Source organism: Stenotrophomonas sp. YJH_SMC_82, assembly GCF_059368875.1.
This window is the reverse complement of sequence record NZ_JCAFSE010000003.1, coordinates 65,325-91,964: the sequence shown is the minus strand read 5'-3', so window position 1 is coordinate 91,964 and position 26,640 is coordinate 65,325. Positions and strand designations below refer to the sequence as shown.

At 67.8% G+C, this 26,640-nt stretch carries 23 protein-coding genes; 10 read left to right on the top strand and 13 right to left on the bottom strand.

What is annotated here, in order from left to right:
• Positions 1 to 36: 36 nt before the first annotated feature.
• Positions 37 to 696: a hypothetical protein gene (locus AC5P53_RS13110; protein WP_032957698.1), complete on the bottom strand. Its 660-nt coding sequence runs from the start codon at positions 694 to 696 to the stop codon at positions 37 to 39.
• Positions 697 to 865: 169 nt separating this feature from the next.
• On the opposite strand from AC5P53_RS13110, the gene AC5P53_RS13105 reads away from it, so the two are divergent.
• Positions 866 to 1,162, top strand: coding sequence for a hypothetical protein (locus AC5P53_RS13105; RefSeq protein WP_014037553.1), 297 nt, complete (start codon positions 866 to 868; stop codon positions 1,160 to 1,162).
• Between the two features lie 69 nt (positions 1,163 to 1,231).
• Here AC5P53_RS13105 and AC5P53_RS13100 read toward each other — a convergent pair whose 3' ends face one another.
• The 7 genes from AC5P53_RS13100 to AC5P53_RS13070 all read right to left on the bottom strand — a co-directional run bounded on the left by AC5P53_RS13100 (position 1,232) and on the right by AC5P53_RS13070 (position 9,109).
• Positions 1,232 to 2,116 (bottom strand): hypothetical protein, encoded by an 885-nt coding sequence (locus AC5P53_RS13100; RefSeq protein WP_241887004.1) that lies wholly within the window; start codon positions 2,114 to 2,116, stop codon positions 1,232 to 1,234.
• Between the two features lie 111 nt (positions 2,117 to 2,227).
• Positions 2,228 to 3,928, bottom strand: a complete 1,701-nt coding sequence (dld, locus tag AC5P53_RS13095; RefSeq protein ID WP_241887005.1) for a D-lactate dehydrogenase — start codon at positions 3,926 to 3,928, stop codon at positions 2,228 to 2,230.
• A complete protein-coding gene (gene lldD / locus AC5P53_RS13090) occupies positions 3,925 to 5,064 on the bottom strand; it encodes an FMN-dependent L-lactate dehydrogenase LldD (protein ID WP_049407546.1) in 1,140 nt (379 codons plus the stop codon). The genes dld and lldD overlap by 4 nt, the downstream gene beginning before the upstream one ends.
• Positions 5,065 to 5,068: 4 nt before the next feature.
• Positions 5,069 to 5,833 (bottom strand): transcriptional regulator LldR, encoded by a 765-nt coding sequence (gene lldR, locus AC5P53_RS13085; RefSeq protein ID WP_014647493.1) that lies wholly within the window; start codon positions 5,831 to 5,833, stop codon positions 5,069 to 5,071.
• A gap of 53 nt (positions 5,834 to 5,886) precedes the next feature.
• Complete coding sequence (gene lldP / locus AC5P53_RS13080; protein ID WP_032957705.1) at positions 5,887 to 7,545, bottom strand: L-lactate permease; 1,659 nt, start codon at positions 7,543 to 7,545, stop codon at positions 5,887 to 5,889.
• Between the two features lie 223 nt (positions 7,546 to 7,768).
• A complete protein-coding gene (locus tag AC5P53_RS13075) occupies positions 7,769 to 8,221 on the bottom strand; it encodes an MgtC/SapB family protein (protein ID WP_014647495.1) in 453 nt (150 codons plus the stop codon).
• Positions 8,222 to 8,350: 129 nt separating this feature from the next.
• Positions 8,351 to 9,109, bottom strand: a complete 759-nt coding sequence (locus AC5P53_RS13070) for an SDR family NAD(P)-dependent oxidoreductase (RefSeq protein ID WP_014647496.1) — start codon at positions 9,107 to 9,109, stop codon at positions 8,351 to 8,353.
• A gap of 396 nt (positions 9,110 to 9,505) precedes the next feature.
• On the opposite strand from AC5P53_RS13070, the gene AC5P53_RS13065 reads away from it, so the two are divergent.
• Positions 9,506 to 10,459, top strand: a complete 954-nt coding sequence (locus tag AC5P53_RS13065) for a helix-turn-helix transcriptional regulator (RefSeq protein ID WP_241887006.1) — start codon at positions 9,506 to 9,508, stop codon at positions 10,457 to 10,459.
• A gap of 742 nt (positions 10,460 to 11,201) precedes the next feature.
• Here the strand turns inward: AC5P53_RS13065 and AC5P53_RS13060 are convergent.
• The 3 genes from AC5P53_RS13060 to AC5P53_RS13050 form a co-directional block, all read right to left on the bottom strand.
• The gene (locus AC5P53_RS13060; RefSeq protein WP_032957710.1) at positions 11,202 to 13,112 is read right to left on the bottom strand and encodes a CocE/NonD family hydrolase; all 1,911 of its coding nucleotides are present in this window, start codon (positions 13,110 to 13,112) and stop codon (positions 11,202 to 11,204) included.
• Between the two features lie 216 nt (positions 13,113 to 13,328).
• Positions 13,329 to 13,715 carry a DUF4440 domain-containing protein gene (locus AC5P53_RS13055; protein WP_241887007.1) on the bottom strand — a complete coding sequence of 129 codons (387 nt, stop codon included), beginning with the start codon at positions 13,713 to 13,715 and terminating at the stop codon, positions 13,329 to 13,331.
• Positions 13,715 to 15,073 (bottom strand): MFS transporter, encoded by a 1,359-nt coding sequence (locus AC5P53_RS13050; protein ID WP_142234901.1) that lies wholly within the window; start codon positions 15,071 to 15,073, stop codon positions 13,715 to 13,717. The genes AC5P53_RS13055 and AC5P53_RS13050 overlap by 1 nt, the downstream gene beginning before the upstream one ends.
• Positions 15,074 to 15,178: 105 nt before the next feature.
• On the opposite strand from AC5P53_RS13050, the gene AC5P53_RS13045 reads away from it, so the two are divergent.
• Positions 15,179 to 16,075 carry a LysR family transcriptional regulator gene (locus AC5P53_RS13045; protein WP_014647501.1) on the top strand — a complete coding sequence of 299 codons (897 nt, stop codon included), beginning with the start codon at positions 15,179 to 15,181 and terminating at the stop codon, positions 16,073 to 16,075.
• Between the two features lie 98 nt (positions 16,076 to 16,173).
• Here AC5P53_RS13045 and AC5P53_RS13040 read toward each other — a convergent pair whose 3' ends face one another.
• A complete protein-coding gene (locus AC5P53_RS13040; protein WP_241887008.1) occupies positions 16,174 to 18,969 on the bottom strand; it encodes a glycoside hydrolase family 3 C-terminal domain-containing protein in 2,796 nt (931 codons plus the stop codon).
• 337 nt (positions 18,970 to 19,306) lie between these two features.
• Here AC5P53_RS13040 and AC5P53_RS13035 point away from each other — a divergent pair, with 337 nt between their 5' ends.
• On the top strand, positions 19,307 to 19,741 hold the full coding sequence (locus tag AC5P53_RS13035; RefSeq protein ID WP_164167738.1) for a VOC family protein: 435 nt from the start codon (positions 19,307 to 19,309) through the stop codon (positions 19,739 to 19,741).
• 166 nt (positions 19,742 to 19,907) lie between these two features.
• A complete protein-coding gene (locus AC5P53_RS13030; protein WP_046431199.1) occupies positions 19,908 to 20,612 on the top strand; it encodes an AraC family transcriptional regulator in 705 nt (234 codons plus the stop codon).
• Positions 20,613 to 20,621: 9 nt separating this feature from the next.
• Here AC5P53_RS13030 and AC5P53_RS13025 read toward each other — a convergent pair whose 3' ends face one another.
• Positions 20,622 to 21,512 (bottom strand): sterol desaturase family protein, encoded by an 891-nt coding sequence (locus AC5P53_RS13025; RefSeq protein WP_032960191.1) that lies wholly within the window; start codon positions 21,510 to 21,512, stop codon positions 20,622 to 20,624.
• A gap of 132 nt (positions 21,513 to 21,644) precedes the next feature.
• On the opposite strand from AC5P53_RS13025, the gene AC5P53_RS13020 reads away from it, so the two are divergent.
• The 5 genes from AC5P53_RS13020 (at position 21,645) to AC5P53_RS13000 (ending at position 26,634) form a co-directional block, all read left to right on the top strand.
• Positions 21,645 to 22,595 (top strand): LysR family transcriptional regulator, encoded by a 951-nt coding sequence (locus tag AC5P53_RS13020; protein WP_014647506.1) that lies wholly within the window; start codon positions 21,645 to 21,647, stop codon positions 22,593 to 22,595.
• A 92-nt stretch (positions 22,596 to 22,687) separates the two neighbouring features.
• On the top strand, positions 22,688 to 23,338 hold the full coding sequence (locus tag AC5P53_RS13015; protein ID WP_014647507.1) for a DsbA family oxidoreductase: 651 nt from the start codon (positions 22,688 to 22,690) through the stop codon (positions 23,336 to 23,338).
• A gap of 35 nt (positions 23,339 to 23,373) precedes the next feature.
• Positions 23,374 to 24,381, top strand: a complete 1,008-nt coding sequence (locus tag AC5P53_RS13010; protein WP_053496083.1) for a cyclase family protein — start codon at positions 23,374 to 23,376, stop codon at positions 24,379 to 24,381.
• A gap of 219 nt (positions 24,382 to 24,600) precedes the next feature.
• Positions 24,601 to 25,215, top strand: a complete 615-nt coding sequence (imuA, locus tag AC5P53_RS13005) for a translesion DNA synthesis-associated protein ImuA (protein ID WP_014647509.1) — start codon at positions 24,601 to 24,603, stop codon at positions 25,213 to 25,215.
• Between the two features lie 9 nt (positions 25,216 to 25,224).
• Positions 25,225 to 26,634, top strand: a complete 1,410-nt coding sequence (locus AC5P53_RS13000; RefSeq protein WP_046431214.1) for a Y-family DNA polymerase — start codon at positions 25,225 to 25,227, stop codon at positions 26,632 to 26,634.
• Positions 26,635 to 26,640 lie beyond the last annotated feature (6 nt).

Genomic DNA, 26,640 nt, shown 5'->3' with positions numbered 1-26,640 from the left:
GCGCCGCGCTGCATTCTAGCCAGTGCAGTGCTGCAGTCAGTAGGTGCCGAACGGCACTTCAACCACGAACGGGGCCTCGCCGTCGCCGCCCTGCAGGGTGTAGCGGTCCAGCGCGCCATCGTCATCGGCGTGCGGCTGGCGCTGGAAATGCAGGGAATAACGGTTGTCGCCCAGCAGGACGGCACTGCCATCGTCCTCCAGCGCGGCGCCCTCGGGGATCAGCAGCCCGCCCAGGTCGCTGTAGGCCCCGGGCACATCGGCGAAGCCGTAGTCTGCCAGTTCGTCCACCCGCTGCATCGCGTAGACATGCGGCAGATAAGGACGCGCCGGGCTGCGGCCATTGCTCAGGTCGGTCACCCAGGCCTGCGGCAGGTGGTACTGCTCGCGCAGCGCGGCCACGCCCAGCGACGGGCTGGCCACCTGCAGGCAACACACCGCCCGCTTGCCTTCACGGTCGAGGATGGCGAAACGGTCGCCGCGGGTCGCGGCCTGCGGCAGCATGGCGAAGGCCAGATTGCGCTGGGCCGGCGCGTAGCCGGCCTCGGTCTGAAGGTTGCGCCACGCGCCGAACACCGGCGTTTCCGCGGCTGCGGCCGGCACTGGCTCGGCGGCAGTGGCGGCACACGCCACGGCCAGCACCGATACTGCAAGTACCGTCATCGCCCTGCGCTTGTCGCGGAAACTGTCTGCCGTCATACCGTATCCAGCACCTGCACCGGAATGGCCCGGCCTGCCCGCTGGCGCGATGCCAGTCATCCCTCCCACTATGCAGTGGCTACGCCGTGCCGGCAATGACCGGGGCGCTGACGCCTTTCGCGCGCCGGGTGCTATCGTTCCGCCCATCTTCCCTGCGCAGGAGCGCTGCATGTCCGCCTTCCGTCTGTCCCTGTTGCTACCCGCGTCGGCCCTGCTGCTGTCGGCCTGCGTCAGCACCCCCGGTCCGCAGGTCAAGGGTACCGGCCACTGCGACGCCAGCCAGCTGGGCTGGGCAATCGGCCAGCCTGCCAATGAGCCCAACATCCGCCGCCTGTCCAGCGAAAGCGGTGCCGGCCTGGTCAACCCGATCGGCCCCAACACCATCACCACCAAGGACATCCGCCACGACCGCCTGCGTGTGTACGTGGACAAGGACAACATCATCACCGCCACCCGCTGCGAGTAGGCGCTGTAGAGCCGAGCCCATGCCCGGCTGCGCTTCCGTGACAGCCGAGCGCAGGCTCGGCTCTACAGCTCAGGGCTCGGTATACCCCGCGCAGTCCGGCAGCGCCTGGTCGGGGTGGAACACCCCATCACTGAAGCGGAACAACCGCGTGTAGCTGCACGCCGGGTCCTGCTCGGTGCGCAGGTCCTTCTTCTTCAACGGCCCCTTGGCCGGCGAATCCTCGAAGCGTGAGACACCGGCCGGGAACCGCGTCGCCACCGTCTGGTAGCGCAGCACCGGCATGCCCCCGGCGGCGGTATCCAGCGCCAGCCTTGCCGAGAACCCGTACTCGTCGTGGCAGGCACCGGCGCGCTGCTTCATGTCCTGCTCGCTGAAACAGGCGCGGATCATCGCGTTGCCCAGCCATGGCAGGGTCAGCACGTCGTCGTCCACCTGGATGTCATCCTGCAGGTGACGCACGCGCGCCAGCTGCAGCGTGGACGCGTCGGCACCACCGCCTGAGTACATCGTGCTGAATTTGACGATACCGCCCACCAGCACGTTCTGGCGGGCGCGCTGCCGCGGGTCGCTCACTGCCTCATCGCTGCCAACGCCAGGCGCAAGCCGCACGATCCACGGCCACAGCGAAAGCTCGCTTTCCTGCGGCACGTCGATGCTGACGTGGTAGACGTGCGGCTCGCTTTCGCCGGCCTCCCGTTCAGAGACTTCCAGCGTCGTCGGCCGATCGCCGTCCTCGGCCACCGGCTGCACACGCACGCACCAGGCACGATCGAGGGTGCAGTACTGCATGCGTGCTTCGCCCTGCCCTCCCTGTTCCAGCACCTGCCCCAGCGGCTCCATCACGTTGCCGGCGGCGTCGCGCTGCTGCGGCAGGATCGCGGACTGCGCCAGCACCAGCAGCGGTGTTGCCAGCAATGCAGCGCACAGGGTCGCGCGGGCAACGATGGTGGGCATGGGCGGCTCCTGCGTACGGGATTCCGATGGTAACCGCTGTCCGGGTGGGGCTGAGCCATGCTCGACGGCTGTCTGTCGGGAAGAGCAGCCGAGCATGGGCTCGGCTCTACATCATCCGCAGTCGCAGCCACCCCACCCTTTTTCCTTCGAGGTCTGGCCGATGCCCGGATTGAACGTATTGCTCGGGTCCAGCTGCCGATAGAACCCGGCCAGGGCCGGCTTGGCCGGGTACAGGTGGCCGACATTGTGCTCGGCCGGATACTCGGCGCCGCGCTGGTCCAGCAGCGCCCACATCGCGTGCTCGATCGCCATCGGGTCTTCGCCCTTGCGTGCGATGTAGTCCTGGTGGAACACATGGCACAGGAAGTGCCCGTAATACAGCTTGTGCAGCAGGCGGCCATCGATATCGGCCGGCAACTGCTCGAACCAGTCGGCATCATCGCGGCGCAGGGCGATGTCCAGCGCCACGATATCCTGCACCTGGTCCCGATGCACTTCGCGGTAGCGCACCGCCGCGCCGGCCACCGCGAAGCGATGCAGGAACGCCTTGCGCCCCTCATCGGCCGTGCAGTGGAAGTAACCACCCTCATGATCGGCGAAGAAGCCGCGCAGCCAGGCCTCGGTTGCCGCCGCGTCCTGTGCGGAGACCTTCAGCAACAGGTGATGCTCGTAGCGCTGGCGGAATTCACCCATGCGCCTGGGCAGGTGCGAGGGCAGCAGGCCGGTCAGCATCTGCATCACCCGGTCGGTCACCCCGCGCAGGCCCAGCCGTTCGAACCATCCATCGACCCGGCTCTTCAATGCGAACGCGGCGGGCACACGGGAAGTGCCGAGGCGGTCGATCAACAGGAAGCTGTCCTTGCCGTAGCGCTCGCCGATGTCATAGGCATCGCGGTGGATGTACTCGCCGGCAATCGGCAGGCGCTCGAAGCCGGTCAGCAGCTGGCGCCGGATCGCAGTGAGGCTGTCGGTGCGGTTGCTGCCGATGTAGAAGACCTCGGCGGGCTCCTTTTCGAAGGTATCCAGGCGCACCGCGAACACCGCCAGCTTGCCGGCCGAACCGGCCGCTTCGAAGTGGCGGCTGGGGTCGGCGTTGAAGCGTGCCGGCGTATCGGCATCGACCCGGCGCACTTCCTCGGCGTAGCGTGGATCAGACGCGGCGCGGCCATCGCCGTCACCCACGTCGTCAGCGGCATAGTCACCGGCCTGCAGGCGCTGCAGGATCTGCTCGGGCGTATCACCCAGCGCGATGCCGAGGTGGTTGACCAGCTGCAACTGGCCCTGCGCATCGACCTGCGCATACAGCGCCAGCTCGGTATAGGCCGGGCCACGGCGCACCAGCGCGCCGCCGGAGTTGTTGCAGATGCCGCCCAGCACCGAGGCGCCGATGCAGGAGGAGCCGATCACCGAATGCGGTTCGCGGCCCAGCGGTGCCAGGGTCTGCTCCAGGCGGTCGAGCGTGGCGCCGGGCAGGCACAGCACCTGGCGGCCCTCGTTCAACAGCTGGATGCCGGTCAGGCGCAGCGTGCTGACCAGCACGATCGGGCGCCCATAGTCGTCCCCATCCGGGGTCGAGCCACCGGTCAGGCCGGTATTGGCCGCCTGCAGGATGATCGCCGCTCCGCCCTGCACCGCTGCCTGCAGCACATACCACAGTTCCAGCAAGGTACCTGGGCGCACCACCGCCAGCACCGGGCCATCGCCGAAGCGGTAGCCACGGCGGAAACGGCGCGTGGCCTTGTCACCGGTCAATACATGGCGGCCGCCAACCGCGTCGCGCAACTGCGCCAGCACGGCATCATGGCCACTCATGGCAGGTTGACCAGCGAATCGCGCCCGATGTCGGCAATACGGTGCGCGCCGGTCAGTGTCATCGCCACGCGCATCTCCTTGGCGATCAGGTCCAGCAGGTTGGCCACGCCGGCCTCGCCCTGCGCGGCCAGCGCATAGACGAAGGCGCGCCCCAGCAGCACGGTATCGGCCCCCAGCGCCAGCATGCGCACCACGTCCAGGCCGGTACGGATGCCCGAATCGGCCAGGATCTTCAGGTCGCCCTGCACCGCATCGGCGATGGCCGGCAATGCACGTGCGGTAGACAGCACGCCATCCAGCTGGCGACCACCGTGGTTGGAGACCACGATGCCATCGGCACCGAACCTGACCGCATCGCGCGCATCATCCGGGTCGAGGATGCCCTTGATCACCATCGGGCCCTTCCAGAACTCGCGGATCCACTCCAGGTCCTTCCACGAAATGGACGGATCGAAGTTGCTGCCCAGCCAGCCGATGTAATCCTCCAGCCCGGTCGGGTTGCCGCGGTAGGTGGAGATGTTGCCCAGGTCATGCGGACGGCCGAACAGGCCGACGTCCCACGCCCAGTGCGGATGGGTGACGGCCTGGCCGATGCGGCGCAGCGAGGCATTCGGGCCGCTCATGCCGGAGTGTGCATCACGGTAGCGCGCGCCCGGCACCGGCATGTCCACGGTGAACACCAGCGTGGTCACGCCGGCGGCCTGTGCCCGCTCCAGCGCATTGCGCATGAAGCCACGGTCGCGCAGCACGTACAGCTGGAACCACATCGGCCGCTGGATGGCCGGTGCCACTTCCTCGATCGGGCACACCGATACGGTGGACAGGGTGAACGGGATGCCCCGGCTGTCGGCCGCGCGCGCCGCCTGCACTTCACCGCGGCGGGCATACATGCCGGTCAGGCCGACCGGCGCCAGCGCCACCGGCATTGCCAGCGTTTCGCCGAACAGCTCGGTTTCCAGGCTCAGGTCGGACATGTTGCGCAGGATGCGCTGGCGCAGCGCGATGTCGGACAGGTCGGAAACGTTGCGCTTCAGCGTGTGCTCGGCATACGCGCCGCCATCGATGTAGTGGAACAGGAACGGCGGCAGCCGGCGTTGCGCTGCGGCACGGTAATCGGTGGAGGCGGAGATGATCATGGGGTCAACCGTGTGGGGAAGGCAGGCGCGAGGCCCGCGCACGCCGGGCTTCGTTGTCATCGAGCGTGCGCAGCGTGGTGTGCACGAACTCGAGGTGGGCATGCGCGGCGGCGCGCGCGCGTTCGGGGTCGCCGGCCAGCACCGCATCCATCATTTCGCGGTGCTGGTCGGACAGGGGCGAGAAGGTCCTCGCCGAGGTGTAGAGCTTCTCGCGGCTCTGCGAGATGTTGGTCTGCAGCAGTTCGAACAGGCCGCGCATCACCTGCAGCAGCACCAGGTTGTGGGAGGCCTCGGCGATGGACAGGTGGAAGGCCGCGTCAGCCTCTGCTTCACCGGTGGGGTCGTCCTTGCCGTGCGCGTCCATCATGGTCTGGAAGGCCTGCGCGATGCGCGTACGGTCCTCATCGGTGGCTCGCAGCGCCGCATGCCAGGCAGTGGCACCTTCCAGCGCGTGGCGGATCTCCAGCACGTCAAAACGGTATTCCGGGTCGCCCTGGAACAGCGGCAGGTACGGCGCCAGCGGTTCATCCAGCGCCTGCCGCGCGCGCGCCGCCGGTTCGGCCACGTAGGTGCCGCCACCGATGCGTGCGGTCAGCAGGCCCTGGCTGGCCAGCTGCGCGATGGCCTCGCGCAGCGCGGTGCGCGAGACCCCCAGCTGCACCGCCAGGGTGCGCTCAGCGGGCAACCGGTCGCCCGGCCGCAGCCGCTGTTCCTGCACCAGGCCGCGCAGCTGCGCGGCCACCCTGTCCGAAATACGTTGCGTGCTCATGGCGCCATTGTGGCCCGAAGCGCACAGCGGGTGGTCGGCCAGCCATGCATGGCTCAGGGAATCATCCAGGTCAGCCAGTAGGCCTGGGCCAGGGTGATCAGGCCGACCATCGTGGTGAAAATCAGGCTGTGCTTGACGGTGAAGCGGAACAGGTCCGACTCCTTGCCGGCCAGGCCGACCGCCGCGCAGGCAATGGCAATCGACTGCGGCGAGATCATCTTGCCGGTAACGCCACCGGTGGTGTTGGCCGCCACCAGCAGCACGTCGGATACGCCGATCTGCTGCGCGGTGGTGGCCTGCAGCGCCGAGAACAGCGCATTGGACGAGGTATCCGAACCGGTCAGGAACACGCCCAGCCAGCCCAGGAACGGCGAGAAGAACGGGAACGCATCGCCGGTGTGCGCCAATGCCAGCGCCAGTGTTGCCGACAGGCCCGAGTAGTTGGCGATGAAGGCGAAGGCGAGCACCATGCCGATCGAGTAGATCGGCATGCGCAGCTCACGCACGGTTTCGCCGAAGGTCTGCAGCGCCGAGCGGGCCGGCATGCGCAGTGCGATGATCGCGATCACCGCCGCAAGGATGATCGCGGTGCCGGTGGCCGAGAACCAGTCGAATTTGTAGATCGCCTCATAGCTGAGCGGCGCGTCGACGATCGGCGGCATCTTCTGCACCCTCTGGTCCAGGCCCGGCACCGGGAGCTTGAGCACCCAGCCTTCCAACGGGCCGCCTGCCGCGAACAGCGACTTGAACGGCTTGATGCTCCACAGCGTGACCATCGCGGTGAGGATCAGGAACGGCGACCACGCCTTGGCGATCTGGCCGACGCTGTAGCGTGGTGCCTCCAGTGCCTGCGCGGCCGCCTCGGCGCTGGTTTCGGTATCGAAGCGGAAGATCCGTGCCGGCTTCCAGCGGCGCAGGAACAGGGTCAGGCACACCAGCGACGCCAGCGAGGCGGTGATGTCCGGCAGCTCCGGGCCGATGAAGTTCGAGGTGAGGTACTGCGCGATGGCGAACGAGCCACCGGCCACCAGCACCGCCGGCCAGGTTTCCCTGATGCCACGCCAGCCATCCATGATGGCCATGATCCAGAACAGCACGATCACAGTCAGGAACGGCAGCTGGCGGCCGGCCATCTGGCCGATCTCGAATGCATCCAGGCCGGTGACCTGCCCGGCCACGATGATCGGAATGCCCATCGCACCGAACGCCACCGGCGCAGTGTTGACGATCAGGCACAGGCCGGCGGCATACAGCGGCTTGAAGCCCAGCCCGACCAGCAGCGCCGCCGTGATCGCCACCGGCGCACCGAAGCCGGCCGCGCCTTCCAGGAAGGCACCAAATGCGAAACCAACCATCAGCATCTGCAGGCGCTGGTCTTCGGTCACCGACAGGATCGAGGCGCGGATGATGTCGAACTGACCGGTCTTGACCGAGACCTTGTAGAGGAACACCGCGCCGATGATGATCCAGGCGATCGGCCACAGGCCGTAGACGAAGCCGAAACCGGCCGCGCCCAGCGCCTGGCTCAACGGCATGCGGTAGAACAACAGGGCCACGCCAAGCGCGATGGCCACGGTGATCGTGCCGGCCAGCCAGCCCTTCATGCGCAGCACCGCAAGGGCAACGAAGAAGAACGCGATCGGCAGCAGCGCGATCAGGCTGGACAACCACAGGTTGCCGGCGGGGTCGTACAGGTGTTGCCAGGGCTGCATGAAGGCTCTCGACTGGGGCGGGATGTGCTCCACCGCAGGCGGTGGGTCGCCGTGGCTGTCGATTATTGGTCGTACCAATAATGATTTCGATCAGACCACTTGCAGCGGATTTAACCGCCGCTCCGACGAAGTGCCTATTAGACCATAGGGCTAGACTTCATATTGGTCAGACCATTACGGCTCTCATGATAGTGGCGGCCGCTGGCCGGCAACTAGATCTTCCCTACGGAATCCTTTTCTCCAACCGCCGCATCACCGCCAGCACCAGCACGCACAGCACGCTCACCCCGATGGCGATCACGTACTTGCTGATCCCCACCGCAATCCCGATGGCCGCTGCCATGATCAGCGAGCTGGCCGTGGTCAGGCCGCTGACCTGGTCCTCGCGTGACCCACGCAGGATGGTGCCAGCGGCAACGAAGCCGACACAGGCCACCACCGCTTCGATCAGGCGCACCGGATCGACCTGCAGCAGGTCGCGGTAGCGCTCCTGCTGGAAATGCTCGGCCACCGAGTCGCCGAGGCCGACGATCAGCGCAGCGGCCCCCGCGATCAGCATGTGCGTACGCAGGCCAGCGGCGTGCTTGCCCATCTCGCGCTCGACGCCCAGCACGCCGCCAAACAGCATCGCTGCGGCTACGCGCAGCAGGATCGAGACATCCTGGGTGAGTTCCATGGTCAAGCTCCGGGGTTTTCCCGGAGCGTCGCGTGGCCCCCGTGGCACAGAGGTGAAGGCCACGCCACAGTCCGTTCACCCGGTAGCGCCGGGCGACACCCGGCGGCACCGGACCCTGCGTTCAACGCATCACTGCGCCAGGTAGCCACCATCGATGGCGTAGTACGCGCCGGTCGCAAACGAGGCGTCGTCGCTGGCCAACCAGGCCACCAATGCCGCCACTTCCTCGGCCGTGCCCAGCCGCTTCAGCGCGTGCCGTCCTTCCAGCGTGGCGCGCACCTTCGGGTCCATCTTCTCCAGCAGCGGTGTGCTGATGAAACCCGGACCCACCGCGTTGACACGGATGCCGTCGGCCGCATGTTCCCACGCGGCGGTCTGGGTCAGCCCGACCACGCCGTGCTTGGCCGCCGCATAAGCGGTGGAACCGGCATAGCCCACTTGGCCCAGGATCGAGGCCATGTTGATGATGCTGCCGCCGGTTCCAGCGGCCCGCATTGCCTGGATCTGCGCCCGCTGGCACAGGAACACACTGGTGAGGTTGACGTCGATGACCCGCTGCCAGCCCTCGATCGGATAGTCGCCGCTGCTGGCCGCCGGCCCGCCGATACCGGCGTTGTTGACCGCCACATGCAGGCCGTCAAGTTCCTTGACCGTGCGCTGCACCGCCGCCTCCACCGCTGCATCGTCGGTGACGTCCAGCGCGATGCCGATGGCCTGTGCGCCGGTGCTGCGCAACTGCGCCACGGTGGCATCCACCGCATCCTGCTTGAGGTCCCAGACCGAAATACGGGCACCGGATGCGGCCAGCGTCTGTGCCACGGCCAGGCCGATGCCAGACACGCCGCCGGTCACGATCGCGGTCTTGCCGGTCAGCTGGTAATCAATCATCTGCATTCTCCATCGGTGGGGGTAGCGATGCGGCGCGCGGCCGCCAATCCATCACCTTACGCCGGCCGCTGTGACGAGCAGACCAACAGCCTGTCCGCGGATGATCGTTCCAGCAATGAAACCTCAACCCAAGTTCATGTAGGGAATCAAGTACGGATATAGCGGCAAAACGCTGGCGTATGTCCGGCACCCCGTTCAACTTGGCCGTAATGACCAATCGGTTTGACCGTATTCAAATCCCCTGCGAATGATTCGCAGCGACAATGGGAAACGTTTCCAGTTTCTTCGACACATTCCTTCCAACCTGGCGTTTTCCGGCCTTCCAGGCTGCCCGCTACGCGGGGCAGCACATGGGCTCATGGCGCCAGCGCCTCCCCCTCCTGTACGTGCCGAGCGATGTCCCGATACTTCACCTTTGCCGATTACCGCCGCTTCGGCCAACGCCACGGCTTCGATTACCGCGCTGATCCGGAACACCTGCGTGACGACCAGTGGGCCGGCCGCGGCGAAGTCAACGAACAGTTCATGCGCGGTGGCATGAGCCTGATCGCCTCCGACGTGCATAACCGGTTCCCCTATGTGGCGACCGCGCAACAGCGGCCCGGGCTCGCCATCCGCGTGATGCTGCAGGGCCAGGTCGACGTGCGTATCCCGCGACGCGGTGCATTCACCTTGCGTGCCGGTACCGCGATGACCGCCCACCATCGCGACCAGATCGAGATGACCGGCGCGCACCCCGGCGAAACGCGCCTGCGCGGGGTCAGCGTGATCGTGCCGGGTGGCATCGACGCGGATGTTTTCCAGATGCCACAGCTGGAAAAAGCGCTTGGCACGCACCTGGAATGCCGCCACTGGGCTATTCCCCACGCCATGCTGCCGGTGCTGGGCCAGTTGTTCGACAGCCCGTGGCAGGACGGCATCGACGCGCTGTGGCGCGAAGGCGTGGCATTGCAGCTGCTGGCCCTCGGCCTGCAGGCCGAGGATCTGCAGACCGACCCGGTGCGCACGCTGCGTGCCGGCCAGCGCGAGCGCCTGGAACGGGTACGCAGTTACCTGCATGACGACCCCAGCCATGCACACAGCCTGGTCGAGCTGGCCCGGCTGGCCTGCATGAGCCCCAGCTCATTGCGCCGCCATTTTGCCCAGCAGTATGGAAGTTCGGTGTTCGACTACCTGCATGAACAGCGCATGCGCCATGCCGAACAGGGCCTGCGCGAAAACGGATGGACGGTTGAGCAGGCCGCCGCCGCCAGCGGCTACCGCCACCCCAGCAACTTCGCCGCCGCGTTCCGCAAGCGCTTCGGTCTGGTCCCCAGCCGCTGGCGTACGGGCCCGTCGAAGGTGGGGTGAAGATCCCCGCTCCGGTAGGTGTCGACCTTGGTCGACATGCTCCTGCACCGTCGCCGATGCCGGCCAGCGGCCGGCACTACCAAAGCCGCCTGATTCGACATGCCATGACTCAGCCCCGGTAGGTGTCGACCTTGGTCCACACGCTCCTGCACCGTCGCGGATGCCGCCCAGCGGCCGGCACTACCAAAGCCGCCTGATTCGACATGTCATGGCCAGCCCCGGTAGGTGTCGACCTTGGTCGACATGCTCCTGCATCGTCGCCGATGCCGGCCAGCGGCCGGCACTACCAAAGCCGCCTGATTCGACATGCCATGACTCAGCCTCGGTAGGTGTCGACCTTGGTCGACACGGTCCTGCATCGTCGCGGTAGCCGGCCAGCGGCCGGCACTACCAAAGCCGCCTGATTCGACATGCCATGACTCAGCCCCGGTAGGTGTCGACCTTGGTCGACATGCTCTCGCGCCGTCGTGGATGCCGGCCAGCGGCCGGCACTACCAAAGCCGCCTGATTCGACATGCCATGGCTCAGCCCCGGTAGGTGTCGACCTTGGTCGACACGCTCTCGCGCCGTCGTGGATGCCGGCCAGCGGCCGGCACTACCAAAGCCGCCCGATTCGACATGTCATGACTCAGCCCCGGTAGGTGTCGACCTTGGTCGACACGCTCTCGCGCCGTCGCGGATGCCGGCCAGCGGCCGGCACTACCGCCGCCGGGCATCGCGCACCCGGCGTACCTCATCAACCTCAATACACCGGCAGATCGATGTAACTGGCCTGCGCTGCGCTGTGCCAGACCCGCTGCGTGGCCTTCTGGTAATCGCCCGGCTTGGCCAGGTAGATGTTCGGCACGTAGGTCTGCGGATTGCGGTCATACAGGGGGAACAGGCTGGACTGCACCTGCACCATCACCCGATGGCCCTTCTGGAAGGTGTGGTTGGCGTTGGGCAGGTCGAAGCGGTACGGCAGCACCTGGTTGGCGGCCAGCGGCTTCGGATCGCTGAAGCTTTCGCGGTAACGGCCACGGAAGATCGCCAGCGACACCGGCAGCTCGTAGCCACCCATCTCCGGCGTCGACGCTTCCTGGTCCGGATACACGTCGATCAGCTTCACCACCCAGTCGCTGTCGGTGCCACTGGTCGAAGCCTGCAGGTGCACCACCGGCGCGCCGCCAATGCGCAGCGGCGCGGTCAGCGGTTCGGTGATGAAGGTCAGCACGTCCGGGCGGCCATCAACGAAGCGCTGGTCCTTGACCAGCCAGGTGGTCCACATGTCGCGGTCGCCGAAGCGGACCGGGCGCGGCACGAACGGTACCGGCTTGGCCGGGTCGGACACGTATTCCTCGAAGTCCCCCTCGCCCGCCGCCGGTGCCTGGAACGCCAGCTTGCCGCCGGCGCGCAGGTACAGCGGCTTGCTGCTGGCGGCACAGCCCTTGTCGCAGCTGCGCGGCCAACCCTTCAGGCGGTCCCAGTGGTTTTCGCCGGTGTTGTAGATCAGCACCGGCGGCGTATCGGCCTTCGGCGCGCCATCCACCAGGTACTGGTCGAAGAACGGCTTGAGCACATCGCGACGGAACTGCAGCGCGGTATCGCCATCGAACTTCAGCGCACCCAGCTCGCTGCCGCCGTAGTTCACCTGGCTGTGCCGCCACGGGCCCATCACCAGATAGTTGCGGTTGTTGCCGCTGTCGCGCCCTTCCATCGCCTGGTAGGCGTGGTTGGCACCCCACATGTCTTCCTGGTCCCACAGGCCCTGCAGCCACATGGTCGGCACCTTCAACGGTGTCTTGGCCATCACCGCGTCCAGCGCCTGGCCCTGCCAGAAACCATCATAGGCCGGGTGCTCGACCAGCTTCTTCCACCAGGTCAGCTGGTCCACGCCGGTGAAACGCGCGTAGTCACCGGCCGAACCGAGGCGCAGGAAGGTGCTGTAGTCGTCATAGCCGAGGCTGGGCAGCGGCGTGCCCTTGCCGCGCTTCTCGGTCTGCATTGCGAAATAGTTGAAGTTGACCTGGCGGAACGCACCGTAGTTGAGCCAGTCGTCACCCATCCAGCCATCGACCATCGGGCTCTGCGGCGCGGCCACCTTCAGTGCCGGGTGCGGGTCGGTCAGCGCCATCACCACGGTGAAACCCTCGTACGACGAGCCGAGCATGCCGACCTTGCCGTTACTCTCCGGCACGTTCTTCACCAGCCAGTCGATGGTGTCCCAGGCGTCGGTTGAGTGATCCACCCTGGTGTTGTTCAACGGCCCGCGCAGCGGCCGGGTCATCACGTAATCGCCTTCGGAGCCGTACTTGCCACGGATGTCCTGGAACACGCGGATGTAGCCGCCGTCGACGAACACCTCGTCGCCCTGTGGCAGCAGGTCGCGCATGCGCGGCGAGTCACTGCGGTTGGCACGGCCAGCAGCGTCGTAGGGGGTGCGGGTCAGCAGGATCGGGGCATTGCGGGCGCCCTTGGGCACCACGATCACCGTATACAGCTTGGTGCCATCACGCATCGGCACCATCACCACGCGCTTGTCGTAGTCACGACCGACATCGGGGGCAACGAAGGGCTTGCCGCTGATGTCCGGGGTCATCGGCGGGGTATCGGCGGCCAGCACGGCGCTGGACAGGCAAAGGGCAATGGCTACAGCGACGGCACGCACACGCATGGACAACCCCTCCCGGCAGGAAAGCTCCAAGCCTACTCCTGCCCCGAGCCATGAAGTGTGTGCGGGCTTTGCATTCTGCGGTGGATGCAGGCAGGACTGATGGCACATGTGCGGCCAATGTGGGAGCAGTGCGTCCTGTAGAGCCGAGCCCACGCTCGGCTCAGACCGCCGCGACCTACCCGAAGAGCAGCCGAGCGTAGGCTCGGCTCTACAACATCAGGCTACCGGCACTTCATGCAGGGCCAGCCAGCGCCAGCGACCCTCTTCCTGCCGCAGCACCGCCAGTGACTCCCGCCATGCAGGCGTGCCGCCATCGAGCGAATGCCCTTCGCGATAGCGCAGCACCGCCAGCGGTGAAGGCGCTTCCACCGCGTGCACGGCGTCGATGGAAATCCGCAGCCCGGGGCGCGCGCCGTGACCGCCCGCGAACAACGCCTGCACGGCTTGCCGATCCAATCGGCGACCCGCGATGCCGACCATGCTGAAGTCCGCGCTGAAGTGCGCCATCAGATCCTCCAGCGCATCGGCGCCGACATCGGCACGGAACCAGGCCTGCAGCTTGTCGTGCAGGTGGTGGATTTCATGTTCTGCGGTGGTATCCATCAGATGTTCTCCGGTTGCGAAAGGGTGAGCAACTGCGGCCGGCGCAGCAGCGCCATCGGCAGCAGGGTCAGTACCGCGGCCAGACCCAGCGCCATGCCGGTGGCGTGGGCCGGCAGCCATTGCATGGCCAATGCCAGCAGCAGGGCGATGGCCGCGGTGCCCAGGCAGAAGCTGAGCTGGCGGTTGAGGTTCCAGAGTGCGCTGGCATCGCCCAATGCTTCGCCCTCGACCCCATGGAAGGCCAGCGTCTGCGCGGTGCTGCTGCACAGGCTGCCGCCGGCGCCCATCAGCGCGAACAGCAGCCCGGCCAACGCGAAGGCCGGCTGCGGCAGCAGCGCCATCAACAGCAGGCCGCTGGCCTGCAGGAGCATGCCCGTACGCAGTACCGTGGCCGGGCCGAAGCGCGCCAGCAGGCGCTTGCTGGCCGTGATCGCAATGGCCGAGGCCAGCGCCCAGGGCAGCATCAACGCGCCGATGCGTGCCGCGCTGTAACCGGCCTGGTGCAGCTGCAGGGTACTGACCAGCTGGCTGCCGATGAACACACCGGGCACTGCCAGATAGACCAGCATCGCCAGGCGCAGGCCCCGATGGGACAGCAGCGACCAGCGCAGCAGGGGCTGCGCCTGCTGCCGTGCATGCCGCAGGTGGGCCGCCGCCAACAGCATTGCGATCAACAGCAGTACGGCACCGGCGGCCCGATGGCCGGGTTCACCCAGCCAGGTCAACGCCAGCAGCAGCGCGCCCAGCGCCAGCATCGCGGTGGACAGCGCATAGGCCTGCAGGCGCGGCGCACTGCGCGCGCCATCGGCCGGCATCCAGGCCAGCACCAGGCTGATCGCCACCACCGCCAACGGCAGGCTGGCCCAGAGCACGCCGCGCCAGGACAACCACTGCACCAGCAACCCGCCCAGCGCCGGCGCCAGTGCGGGCACCAGCAGCGCCACCAGCAGGATGCGGCGGGTCAGCGCACCACGCTGGTCCGGCGTGCATTGTCGGTACGCTGCCGCCTGTGCCACCGGAATCAGCAGGCCACCGGCCAGCCCCTGCAGCAGGCGCCAGCCCAGCAGCCAGCCGATACCCGGTGCGGCGCCGGCCAGCACAGCGGCAACCGCGAACAACAGCAACGCCACCAGCAGCAGGCGACGCTCACCACAGCGCGCGGCCAACCAGGGCGCCAGCGGAATCACCACGCTCAGGCCCAGCATGTAGGCGGTGCCCACCCAGGCCAGGGTACCGACATCAGCGTGCAGTTCCGCTGCCAGTGCCGGATAGGCCACCGTGGCGATGAACATGTTGACCAGATCCAGGGCGAACACCAGCAGGAAGATCGCCTCATGGCGCAGGCGGGGGGACGGCATCGGCGGCGCTCCAGCAAGGAAGCGTCCAGCATGCCGTCCGGGCTTTGTTGGAAAAACACGACAACACCTGCAACACTGTCAAATCTGTTTTGACAATGAATCGCCATGGTCAGCCTCGATCGCTTCGATATCTTCCGTGCCGTGGTCGAGGCCGGCAGCCTGACCGCAGCGGCCGATCGGCTCGGCCTGAGCCGTGCGGTGGTCAGCTTCAACCTGAAGCGACTGGAGCAGGAACTGGGCGTGACCCTGCTGCTGCGCAGTACCCGCCACCTGGCCCTGACCGACGCTGGCGAGCAGTTCCTGCAGCACTGCGTACAGGCGCTGGATGCCGCGCAGGCGGCAATCGATGCCGCGCGGCGCGACCAGCACCAGCTGCAGGGTGTGCTGCGCCTGACCACCACCCCGGAGTACGCGCAGCTTCGCCTGATTCCCGCACTGGAAGCCTTCCGTGCGCGGCATCCGGCCCTGCAGCTGCACCTGTCCACGTCTCCCGCGCCGGCAGACCTTATTCCCGAGCGCTTCGACCTGGCGATCCGTCTCGGCCGTCTGCCCGATTCGGGCCTGCATGCCAGTGAACTGGAACGGCACCCGCTGTGCGCGGTGGCGGCTCCGTCCCTGCTGGCACGCCTGCCCTCTGCCGATGCGGCCAATGACCCCGTGCAACTGGGCACCCTGCCCCGCCTGGGTTACCCGCGCCTGGCCGACGTGCCGGTGGTCGCGCCCGACGGCAGCGATGCCTTGTTTGCCACCAACCCGGGCAATGCAGTGGTGCGCGTGGATGGCGCCAGCAGCCTGCGCGCCTTCGCCGTGGCCGGCGCCGGGGTCACCGTGCTGCCACGCTGGCTGATCGAGGACGACCTGGCCCAGGACCGCCTGCGCCCGGTGCTGCGCCAGCACCGCTTCCCGCAGCAGAGCGTGTACGCGGTCTACCCGCACAGCACGCAGCCCTCGCCGAAGGTGCGGCAGCTGATCGATTTCCTGCGCGGGTGGTTCGCCATATGAAAAGGGGACGGAGGGGATTAAGTCGTTTATGCATAAACGACTTAATCCCCTCCGTCCCCTTTTTCAGGCACGGCCCTTGCGGGCCGTGCCTTCAAGCCTCAGCGCAGCACCTGCTCCACCAGCTGCACGTCCACCGTCTGCAGCGGTTCGGCGGCGTTGCGCGACAGCTGCACCTGGTAGGTGCCGCCATCGATCTTCCACTGGCGCGCCTGTGCATCGTAGTGGGCCAGCGTCTTCGGCTCGGCTTCGATGCGGATGCGGCGCTGTTCGCCCGGCTGCAGGGTCACCTTGTCATAGCCGATCAGGCGGATCGGCGTGGTGCTGCCGGCCGGCAGCTTCAGGTACAGCTGGGCCACGTCGGCACCGGCGCGCTTGCCGGTGTTGCGGATGTCGACGCTGGCGACCAGGCGCGAACCTTCCACGCTCACCTTCAGGTTGTCATAGGCGAACGAGGTGTAGGACAGGCCATGGCCAAAGGCGAAGGTCGGGGTCAGGCCCTTGGCCGCCATCCACTTGTAGCCGACGTTGGCGCCTTCGATATCGAAATCGAACACATCACCGAACGGCTTGGCCGGCTTGAAGCCGAGGCCGTCGATGTGCGGGCGCGGCAGCTGCGATTCGTCCGTCACCCAGGTCACCGGCAGGCGGCCGGACGGATTGACCTGGCCGGTCAGCAGTGCGGCAATGCCTTCGCCACCGCGGATGCCCGGGTACCAGGCCTGCAGCATCGCCGGCACCTGCGCCAGCCACGGTGTGCGCACCGGGCCGTTGGTTTCCAGCACCAGCACGGTCTTCGGGTTGGCCTTGGCCACTGCCGAGATCAGGGCATCCTGGTTGTCCGGCAGCTGCATGTCCGGCAGGTCCACCGATTCGGCAGCCCACTGCGTGGCAAACACGATGGCCACATCCGCCTGCGCGGCCGCCTTGGCCGCAGCAGCGGCGTTGGTGCCATCCACATACGTGATAGTCGCGTCCGGGCGCGCCGCACGCAGCGATTCCAGCGGCGAGGACGGATGGAAGATCACCGGGCCCGGCCAGGTGGTCGGCATCACGCCGGGCACCGCGTTGGTGCCCTTGGCGGTCACGCCCACCATCGATGAACCACCGCCACCGATCACGCCCTTGTCGGCATGGCCGCCGATGATGACGATGCGCTTCACGCTGTCGGCCAGCGGCAACAGGTTGCCCTCATTGCGCAGCAGCACGCTGCCCTCCTCCACCGTGCGCTGGGCAACGGCGAAGCCGGCCTCGGCATCCACCTTCTGGTGCTGCGGCGGGTTGTCGAAGTTGCCATGCAGGAACATCGTGCGCAGGATGCGCGCCACCATGTCGTTCAGGCGCGCCTGCGGCACCACGCCGCCATGCACGGCCAGGCGCAGCGGTTCATCGAAGAACACCGCCGCGTCGAACACCTCACCGGCCGACTGCTGGTCCAGGCCGGCCAGCGCAGCCTTCGAGCCACTGTGCACGCCACCCCAGTCGGACATCACGAAACCGGGGAACTTCCATTCCTGCTTCAGCACCTGGTTCATCAGGTAGCCGTTCTCGCAGCCGTAGGTGCCGTTGATCTTGTTGTACGAGCACATCGCCACGCCCGGGCGACCGGCATCCAGCGCGATCTCGAAGGCCAACAGGTCCGACTCGTGCATGGCCTGTTCGCCGATGCGCACGTCGTGGAAGTTGCGACGGGTCTCCATGTCGTTCAGCGCGAAGTGCTTCATCGAGGAGATCACGTGCTGGCTCTGCACGCCCTGGATCAGCGCGCCAACCATCGAGCCGGCCAGCAGCGGGTCTTCGCCGGCGTACTCGAAGTTGCGGCCGTTGCGCGGGTCACGCTGCAGGTTGACGCTGCCCGACAGCAGGATATTGAAGCGCTGCTGCCACGCCTCGCGGCCCATCGTGGCGCCACCGGCGAAGGCAACTTCGCGGTTCCAGCTCGATGCGGTGGACGGGCCCGATGGCATCGCCGTGGCGAAGTCGCCCGGGCGGATGCCCCCCGGATTGGTCACGCCGACACCGGCATCGGCCGACTGCTGCGACGGGATGCGCAGCCGCGGTACGCCCGGCACGAAGCCGGCCGAACCGACCGCACCTTCCGGCAGTGGGCCGCCGTCCTTGCCCAGCCCGAAGTAGCTGTGCAGCATCTGGAACTTCTCATCCTCGGTCATCGCCTTCAGCAGCAGCGCAGCGCGCGCATCGGCGTTGAGCGTGGTGTCCATCCACGGCGTGTCGCCGTGCTTGTCGGCGGCATAGGCCAGGGTCAGCAGGGTGGCACGCAGCGTGCTGCCTTCCACCTTGAACGGCGCGCTGCTGGCGGCCTGGAAGCCGTCGCTGAAATAGCTGGCATCGGCTTCCAGCGCCACACGCGCCGGATCGAAGCCTGCGGCCTTGGCCGATTCACCGGCCACCGCGCCGAGCAGCACCGCCGGTGCACCCAGCCGCGAACGGGTGACCAGCGCCGGCAGCTGCGCCGCACCTGCACCGGCATCGGTATAGACCGCCACAGTGTGGCGGCCATCGTCCAGGCGCAGGTAGTTCAGGCCCGGCTGGTCGGGGCCGGATTCAGCGGCGATCGGCAGCCGGGTCAGAACAGCCTGGCCGCGCTGGGTCTGGCCATCGTCCTTGCCGGCGGCAATGAAGCGGTACTCGTAGCCCAGGCCATCGGCCAGCACCTGCAGCGGATCGACCTGGCCGATGCCGCGCTGCACCTGGCGCACGCTCACCGCGTCCACCTTCAGGCTCTTCAGTTGCGCGGCCAGCGCCGGCATCGCCTCGGCGTGGGGCGCCTGTTCCAGGGTCAGCACAGTGAACGCGACCGGGTCGGCCCAGGCCGGAGCGGCCAGTGCGGCAGACAGGGCCAGAGACAGTGCAAGCGGTTTTGTAAACGTTTTCATCGGCAGGCGTAATTCCGTTGCCAAGGCAATCGGTCCAGGGAAAGTGCCGCCGAAGGGTGCAGCGTTCATGCCGCGCAGGGGTTGCCAGGCAACGCCCCACAGGCCGATGGACGGGCCGGTCTGCGCGCGGGACCCTCCTCCCGGCGTGACAACCTGCCTGCCCGGGCCGCGCAGGGCGACCCAATCCTGTGAAGATTGTGCGAGGGCGTTCACACCTGTCAACAGGACCTAAGTCACAGAGGCAACCCGGCCAATGGTTATCAGGCCATCACTGGCGGTCATCAGCGCGCCGCGCGAGGCTGCTGATAATGGAGATCCCTGGCCACGAATCGAGCCCATGACCGTACATCGCGACTTCGATCATCTCTGGCGCGACCGCTGTGACACCTCCAGCCAGCGCGCGCCGCGCGTGCTGATCCGGGTGTTCGTGGCCCCGGGCGAGCTGGAGCGCAGCGTGGCGTTCTATGAGCAGTTGCAGGGCGTGGTAGCCGATGCGGGGTTCCCGTTCCCGGAAGCCGGGCTGCGCCTGGCGATGGTCGGCGCCTTCCTGCTGATCGAAGGCAGCCAGGCGGCACTGGCCCCGTTCACCTCGACCACGGGGACACTGCTGGTCGATGATGTTCGGCCCTATCACGACAAACTGGTCGCCGCCGGCGCCGAGATCATCTTCCCGCTGCAGGTAGTCCCGACCGGGGCGGCGTTCAACGCGGTGCATCCCGATGGCACCGTGGTTGAATACGTGCATCACCGGCCGGATCCGAACGGGCGCTGAGGGGGCGCACGGCCGGGCAGCGCACGGCACCCGCGGTAGGCAACCTCAGAAGCAACAGCCGAAGCAAAAGCGGGCTTCCTGTGGGTTGGCGGGGTAGGGCCGGTTGCGTTGACGCCGTGCAATCCGTCTGTCGAAATAATCGATTTCGATTGAGATTCATCCACGCATGGCGTGGATCTACAATCCCTCAATGTCCTCCCCCACCCTGCCCTGGAATGGCACGTTGCTGCTGGATGCTCACGTGGCCGTGCTGCAGGGTCATGCCGGTGACAGCGCCGCGCACGCGCACTACGCCCATCAACTGCTGCTCAGCGACGGCGCAGCCTGGCAGGTCGAGGTCGATGGCGTGCAGCAGCAAGGCCAGCGACTGTGGCTGCCATCATTCCAGCCGCACGCGATCCTGTTAGCGCCAGAAGCAGGCTGCACGGTGTTTCTTGAGCCGACGCATGCCAATCCCGCACAGATCCAGCAATACCTGCACGCACTGCCGGGCAACGCGCTGGAACTGCACGGCTGGCTGCCACGGCTGAGCCGCCCGCAACCGCTGGACCGCCGCGTGCAGGCGGCATTGGCCCGTATCGCCCAGCACCTGCCCGGCCCGGTGCCGGCCGCCGATATCGCCGGGGCGGCGCACCTGTCGACCAGCCAGCTGCACCGGCGTTTCCAGTCTGATCTGGCGGTGACCCTGCGCGGCTGGGTGCTGTGGCAGCGGCTGCGCCGCGCACTCATGCATCATCTGCGCGGGCACACCCTGACCGACAGTGCGCATGCCGCTGGATTCGCCGATCTGGCCCATCTGTCGCGCAGCCTGCGCCGCATGTTCGGTATCGGTGCCGCGCAGCTGCAGGGCCTGCAGCTTCAAGCGGCCTGACACGGCCCATCATCCGCGCCTGCGCAGACCTTCCGGCAGCTCCGGCACCTCGCCGTGCGGCAGTTCGCGGAACGGCGCCAGCAGCTGTCCCGGATAATCGCGCGGATAGTCCGGTTGGCTGCCGATGCCGAGGTCGCGCTGCTGCAGCCGATAGCCCGGCGCATCGAAGGCGGTCCCCAGCAGGTGATCCCAGACGGTCAGGAACAGGCCGAAGTTGACGTCGCCAGCGGTGCCGTAACGCATGTGGTGGAAGCGGTGCAGCGGTGCCCACGCCATCACCCGGCCCAGCAGGCCCGGGCGCATGTCCACGTTGGAGTGCTGCAGCAGCAGCTGGATGGCAATGGCGAAGGCCAGCACCGCAGCCACCGGCATCGGCAGGCCCAACAGCAGCAGCGGCAGTACGCCGCCCACTGCTTCGGCCGCCTGGTGCAGCGGATGCTTCATCAAGCCGTTGAAGCCGTACATGCGGGTGACGCTGTGATGCACCGCGTGCAACCGCCACAGCCAGCCGATGCGATGGCTGGCGTAGTGCACCAGGGTAATGCCAAGGTCGGCGCAGACGATGGCCAGCAGTACCTGCAGAACGAACGGCCACTGCAGCGGCCACAGCTGCCACGGAAGGAGCGCTGCCAGCAGCGGCACCGCAGCGATCGACAGCAGGTTCAGGCTTTCGTTGACCAGTGCATGCAGGGTGTCACGCAGACTGTCGCCGTGGTCGTGGTTGAACGCGGGGTCATACGGCCAGGCACGTTCGGCAGCGAACGAAACCGCGATGGCGACCGCCAGCAAGGCCAGCAGCCATAGCGGATCGCCATGGAGGTGGCCGACCCAGACGACGGCGGCGGCAACGAAACCGAGCAGGAACAACGGGGCATACAGGCGGAGGATCCAGTGTTTCATGGGCAACCCGGAACGTGAGGGGCCTGCATGCTGGCGCGGCACGACGGTTGCGGGCTTGAACAAACGGCGCAACCCGCCCCGCCTCGGTGGATATCCCCCCTTTGGCCGACACCGCGTTTCCCCCACCCACGGATGGCGTGGATCTACAATGGCGCCCTCATCGCGCCCGGTACCGGCATGGATTCCTTCAACCTGATGCGCGCCTTCCGCCGCATCGTCGAACGCGGCGGGCTGGCCCGCGCTGCCGAAGACCTGGGCATGTCGCCGGCCGGGCTGAGCAAGCAGTTGCGCGCGCTGGAAACGCACCTGGGCGTGGTGCTGCTGCAGCGGACCACGCGGCGCATGAGCCTGACCGAGACCGGCCACGCCTATTACCGCGAATGCTGCCGCCTGCTCGACGAATTGGACGCATTGGAACGTGGCATCGCCGAACAGCGTGGCGAGGTGGCCGGGCGCCTGCGTGTCAATGCACCGCAGTCGTTCGCACTGAGCACGCTGTCGCCGCTGCTGCCACGCTTCCTGCAACAGCATCCACAGCTGTCGCTGGACCTGGTGATGGAAGATCGCCTGCTCGATGCGGTCGGTGAGGGTTTCGATGTGTCGTTGCGGCTGCGTGCCGAGCTGGACGACTCGCGACTGGTGGCGCGCCGGCTTGCCTCGCTGCAACAGGTGCTGTGCGCTGCCCCGTCCTACCTGCGGCAGCGTCCAGCACCGCAGTCGGTGGACGATCTGCAGGTGCACAGTGTGCTGGCCTACAGCCTGTCCGACTCCCCCGGCAGCTGGCCGCTGCTCGGCCCGGATGGGCAGGTGACCATCACCCTGCCGGCACGCGTCACCGTCAACAACAGCCTGCTGCTGCGCGACCTGCTGGTGGCCGGCATGGGCATCGGCGCCCTGCCCTCGTTCCTGGCGGCACCAGCGCTGGCCCGTGGCGAACTCCAACAGGTGCTGCCCGACCACCGCTATCCGCCACGCTTCGTGCATGCGGTCTATCCCACGTCGCGCCACCTGCAACCCAAGGTGCGTGCCTTCATCGATTTCCTGCACGCCGAGCTGCCCCGCTGCGCCGGCCTGGATTCGTAACCGCCAGCGAAAACTGAGCTGCCCACGGCGCGCTGTTTCGGCCCCGCCGCGCTGCCTAATCTGCCGCCTCCCCTCTCACCGATGGCAGGCAGATGTCTCCCGTTCCTTCCCCCGCCACCGCCGCGCCGGTGGTCGACTTCTTCCACGACGTGGTCTGCGGCTGGTGCTTCGTGCTGGCCCCGCGCCTGCAGCAGGTCTCGGCCGAACTCGGCATCCAGGTGCGCCATCGCAGCTTCGTGCTGCAGGACTCGCGCGCGCAGATGGTCGAGGTGTTCGGCTCGATGGAGCGCGCCAAGGCGATCATCCTGCGCCACTGGACCGACTGCGCCGCGCATGAAGACAGCGCGCGCATCGATATCGAAGGCATGCGCGCACAGGACTTCGAATATCCCTCCGGCTGGCTCGGCGCACTGGCCTGCCAGGCCGCAGGGTTGATCGGCGGCAATGATGCCCATGGCGCAATGTTCGACGCGGTGCAATGGGCGCACCTGCACCAGCACCGCAACATCGGCGACGCCGAAGTGCTGCTGGATATCGCCGAATCACTGGGCCATCCCCGTGGTGCCTTCGCTGACCACATGCGCAGCGACGCAGTGCGCCAGCGCGTGCAGGCCGATCGTGCCGACGCCGCTGCCCTCGGCATCCGCTCCATTCCCACCGTGATCGGCGGCAACGGCCTGCGCCTGCAGACCCTGCCGCTGCCGCAACTGCGCCAGGCCCTGGCGCCCCTGGTCGCGGCCTGAGCCGCACCCTCCCCACCCTGCAAGGAGATTCCCCCATGACCCCACGTATCCTGGCCAGCGCGCTGGCCCTGCTGCTGGCCGGCACCGCGGCGTCCACCACCGTGTCCGCGCACGAACGCGTTCCCTCCGGCCAGCAGGTCGGCACCAGCCCCTGGGGGCCGAAGGACGAGATCGGCCGGCTCAACCTGATCACCGAAGCCTCGCGTGCGGCGATCCTGTCGCGGGTCAGCGGCGGCAAGGCCTATGACCTGGCCACCGACTACTACGTCGGCATGCCCAGCTGGCAGGACGCCGGCGACCCGCACTACCAGTTCTGGATGACCCACACCCCGCGCGGCACGGTGATGGATGATCCGATGGGCGTGGGCGAGACCATGAACCTCACCCGCAGCTACACCGGCACCGCGTTCTCGATGTACAGCCACACCGGCACCCACATCGATGCGCTGAACCACTTCGGCATCCACGGAAAGATCTGGAACGGCTTCGAGGCCGACAAGCATCTCGGCGATCGTGGCTGGAATGTCACCGGCATCGAGAAATTCCCGCCGCTGATCGCGCGTGGCGTACTGATCGACGTGGCCGCCGCCAAGGGCGTGGACATGCTGCCGGACAGCTACCGCGTCACCCGCCAGGACCTGAAGGATGCGCTGGCACGCCAGCGGGTGAAGCTGCAGCAGGGCGACGTGGTGCTGATCCGCACCGGCCGCATGCGCCTGTTCGAACAGCCCAAGGCCTACATGGCCAACCCGCCGGGCATGGGCCTGGACGCGGCGCGCTTCCTGGTTGAGGACAGCGGCGCGATGATCGTCGGCGCCGACAACCTGAGCTTCGAGACCTTCCCCTCGGAGGTGGCCGACGACTACGTGCCGCTGCACACCTACCTGCTGGCCCAGCAGGGCGCGCCGATCATCGAACTGGTGGCGCTGGATGAACTGGCCCGCGACAAGGTCTACGAGTTCGCCTTCATCGGCGGCCCGCTGAAGATCCGCGGCGGCGATGCCGCGCCGCTGCGCCCGGTCGCGCTGCCGGTCCGCCCGTAACCGGGCCCTGTGGGTGCCGACCTGGCTCGGCACTCCTTTCCCACTTCAGCAACCTGAAACCCGGCCCGCCAATTTCATTAGTAATTCTACTCACAAGGCGAGTAGCATGTCTGGTCTCAGCCCCTGATACCAGCCCGCCGATACTCGCTCCATGCCTGTCGTTTCCGCCCGTTCCTGCCGCTTCCAGCCCGCCCGGCGCCTCCCTTGGAGGACCGGCTGATGGGCGCCGTCGTCGCCCTCGACCGGCTGCTGGACGGCCGCCAGTTGTGGCGCGGCCCGGCCCGCCAGGGGCCGGCCAGCGACCACCTGGCCAGCGGCCACCCGGCGCTGGACGCACGCCTGCCCGGCGGCGGCTGGCCGGCCAGCGGGCTGTGCGAGGTGCTGCAGGCGGCGCCGGGCGTTGGCGAACTGGCCCTGGTCTGGCCGGCGCTGGCCAGGCTGAGCCAGCGCGACCGCCCGATCGTGCTGGTCGCCCCACCCTATCGCCCGCATGCCCCGGCCTGGGCCGCGGCCGGGCTGGATCTGGCCCAGCTGCAGATCATCCACGCTGCGCCGAAGCAGGCGCTGTGGGCGGCCGAACAATGCCTGCGCTCTGCCGCCTGCGCGGCGGTGCTGTGCTGGCCGCACCAGGCCGACGATCGCGCCCTGCGCCGGCTGCAGGTCGCCGCCGACAGCGGCCAGTGCCTGGGCTTCGTGTTCCGCGAGGCGCAGGCAGCGCGCAACCCCTCCCCGGCCAGCCTGCGCCTGCAGCTCGACCACGGCCAGGTAAGGGTGCTGAAGTGCCGTGGCGGCCTGCCACCCGCGCAGCCGTTGCCACTGGCCATCACCCACTGAGGCCGCGCCATGCACTGGGCCTGCCTGTTGTTGCCGCAGCTGGCGCTGGACAGCGTGCTGCGCCTGCAGCCGGACCCCCAGCGGCCACTGGTGCTGCTGCAGGGCCCAGCGCAGCGCCGCGTGCTGCGTGCGGTCAGCCCGGCCGCGCGCGCAGCAGGGCTGCGCCCGGGCATGCTGCTGTCGGCTGCGCAGGTGCTGGTGCAGGACATGCACCTGCACGACTACGACCCTGACGCGGAACAGCACACCCGGCAGCTGCTGGCCAGCTGGGCCTACGCCTACAGCTCGCAGGTCAGCCTCGATTTCCCGCATGCACTGGTGCTGGAAATCGGCGCCAGCCGTGCCCTGTTCGGTGACTGGCTGACGATCGAAAAGCGCCTGCGCAACGAACTGCATGAACTCGGTTTCCGCCACCGCCTGGTGGCCGCCCCCACGGCACATGCCGCGCGCGTGCTGGCCAACGTCCACGACGGCCTCGGCATCGATGCGCAGCAGCTGCCAGCGGCACTGGCACAGCTACCCTTGCCGCGCTGCGGCCTGCCCAGCGACGCGGTGACCGTGCTCGGCCGTTCCGGCCTGCGCACGCTGGGTGCGGTGCTCGAGCTGCCGCGTGACAGCCTGGCCCGGCGCTTCGCACCGGAGGTACTGCAGCAGCTGGATGCACTGCGCGGCCTGCCCACCGCGCCGCTGCGCTACTACCAGCCACCGGACCGTTTCGATGCGCGCATCGAATTCGAATACGAGATCGAATCCAGCCAGGCCCTGCTGTTCCCGCTGCGCCGCCTGCTGCTGGACCTGGCCGCCTTCCTGTGTTCGCGCGATGGCGGCGTGCAGCGCTTCGACCTGCATTTCGAGCACGACCTGCTGCCGGCCAGCGTGCTGACCATCGGCCTGCTGGCCCCCGAACGCGATCCTGCGCTGCTGTTCGAGATCGCACGCAACCGCATGGAAGCGTTCGCCCTGCCGGCCGGCAGCCGCGCACTGCGCCTGCAGGCCGAGCAGCTGCCACCGTTCGTGCCCGCCGCGCGTGACCTGTTCGATACCCGGCCGGCGCAGGCGATGCCCTGGAACCAGCTGCGCGAGCGCCTGCGTGCGCGGCTGGGTGATGACGCCGTGCAGCCGCTGGCGGTGCAGGCCGACCATCGCCCCGAACGCGCCAGTGGTACCCAGCCACCGGCCAAGCCCCCGTCGTACTGGCCACTGCGCCCCGGCTGGTTGCTGGACACCCCACAACCGTTGCGTGACCCGCGCCTGCGCATCGTCGCCGGGCCGGAGCGGATCGAATCGGGCTGGTGGGACCAGGCCGACGCACGCCGCGACTACTACGTGGTGGAAACCGCACACGGCCAGCGCGGCTGGGCCTTCCGTGAGCGCAACGATCCGCATGCGCCGTGGATGCTGCACGGCTGGTTCGGCTGAGCCGCC

Coding starts and splice junctions, on each gene's coding strand:
- AC5P53_RS13110 (WP_032957698.1), bottom strand. CDS start 696: ATGACGGCAGACAGTTTCCGCGACAAGCGCAGGGCGATGACGGTACTT.
- AC5P53_RS13105 (WP_014037553.1), top strand. CDS start 866: ATGTCCGCCTTCCGTCTGTCCCTGTTGCTACCCGCGTCGGCCCTGCTG.
- AC5P53_RS13100 (WP_241887004.1), bottom strand. CDS start 2,116: ATGCCCACCATCGTTGCCCGCGCGACCCTGTGCGCTGCATTGCTGGCA.
- dld (WP_241887005.1), bottom strand. CDS start 3,928: ATGAGTGGCCATGATGCCGTGCTGGCGCAGTTGCGCGACGCGGTTGGC.
- lldD (WP_049407546.1), bottom strand. CDS start 5,064: ATGATCATCTCCGCCTCCACCGATTACCGTGCCGCAGCGCAACGCCGG.
- lldR (WP_014647493.1), bottom strand. CDS start 5,833: ATGAGCACGCAACGTATTTCGGACAGGGTGGCCGCGCAGCTGCGCGGC.
- lldP (WP_032957705.1), bottom strand. CDS start 7,545: ATGCAGCCCTGGCAACACCTGTACGACCCCGCCGGCAACCTGTGGTTG.
- AC5P53_RS13075 (WP_014647495.1), bottom strand. CDS start 8,221: ATGGAACTCACCCAGGATGTCTCGATCCTGCTGCGCGTAGCCGCAGCG.
- AC5P53_RS13070 (WP_014647496.1), bottom strand. CDS start 9,109: ATGATTGATTACCAGCTGACCGGCAAGACCGCGATCGTGACCGGCGGC.
- AC5P53_RS13065 (WP_241887006.1), top strand. CDS start 9,506: ATGTCCCGATACTTCACCTTTGCCGATTACCGCCGCTTCGGCCAACGC.
- AC5P53_RS13060 (WP_032957710.1), bottom strand. CDS start 13,112: ATGCGTGTGCGTGCCGTCGCTGTAGCCATTGCCCTTTGCCTGTCCAGC.
- AC5P53_RS13055 (WP_241887007.1), bottom strand. CDS start 13,715: ATGGATACCACCGCAGAACATGAAATCCACCACCTGCACGACAAGCTG.
- AC5P53_RS13050 (WP_142234901.1), bottom strand. CDS start 15,073: ATGCCGTCCCCCCGCCTGCGCCATGAGGCGATCTTCCTGCTGGTGTTC.
- AC5P53_RS13045 (WP_014647501.1), top strand. CDS start 15,179: ATGGTCAGCCTCGATCGCTTCGATATCTTCCGTGCCGTGGTCGAGGCC.
- AC5P53_RS13040 (WP_241887008.1), bottom strand. CDS start 18,969: ATGAAAACGTTTACAAAACCGCTTGCACTGTCTCTGGCCCTGTCTGCC.
- AC5P53_RS13035 (WP_164167738.1), top strand. CDS start 19,307: ATGACCGTACATCGCGACTTCGATCATCTCTGGCGCGACCGCTGTGAC.
- AC5P53_RS13030 (WP_046431199.1), top strand. CDS start 19,908: ATGGCGTGGATCTACAATCCCTCAATGTCCTCCCCCACCCTGCCCTGG.
- AC5P53_RS13025 (WP_032960191.1), bottom strand. CDS start 21,512: ATGAAACACTGGATCCTCCGCCTGTATGCCCCGTTGTTCCTGCTCGGT.
- AC5P53_RS13020 (WP_014647506.1), top strand. CDS start 21,645: ATGGCGTGGATCTACAATGGCGCCCTCATCGCGCCCGGTACCGGCATG.
- AC5P53_RS13015 (WP_014647507.1), top strand. CDS start 22,688: ATGTCTCCCGTTCCTTCCCCCGCCACCGCCGCGCCGGTGGTCGACTTC.
- AC5P53_RS13010 (WP_053496083.1), top strand. CDS start 23,374: ATGACCCCACGTATCCTGGCCAGCGCGCTGGCCCTGCTGCTGGCCGGC.
- imuA (WP_014647509.1), top strand. CDS start 24,601: ATGGGCGCCGTCGTCGCCCTCGACCGGCTGCTGGACGGCCGCCAGTTG.
- AC5P53_RS13000 (WP_046431214.1), top strand. CDS start 25,225: ATGCACTGGGCCTGCCTGTTGTTGCCGCAGCTGGCGCTGGACAGCGTG.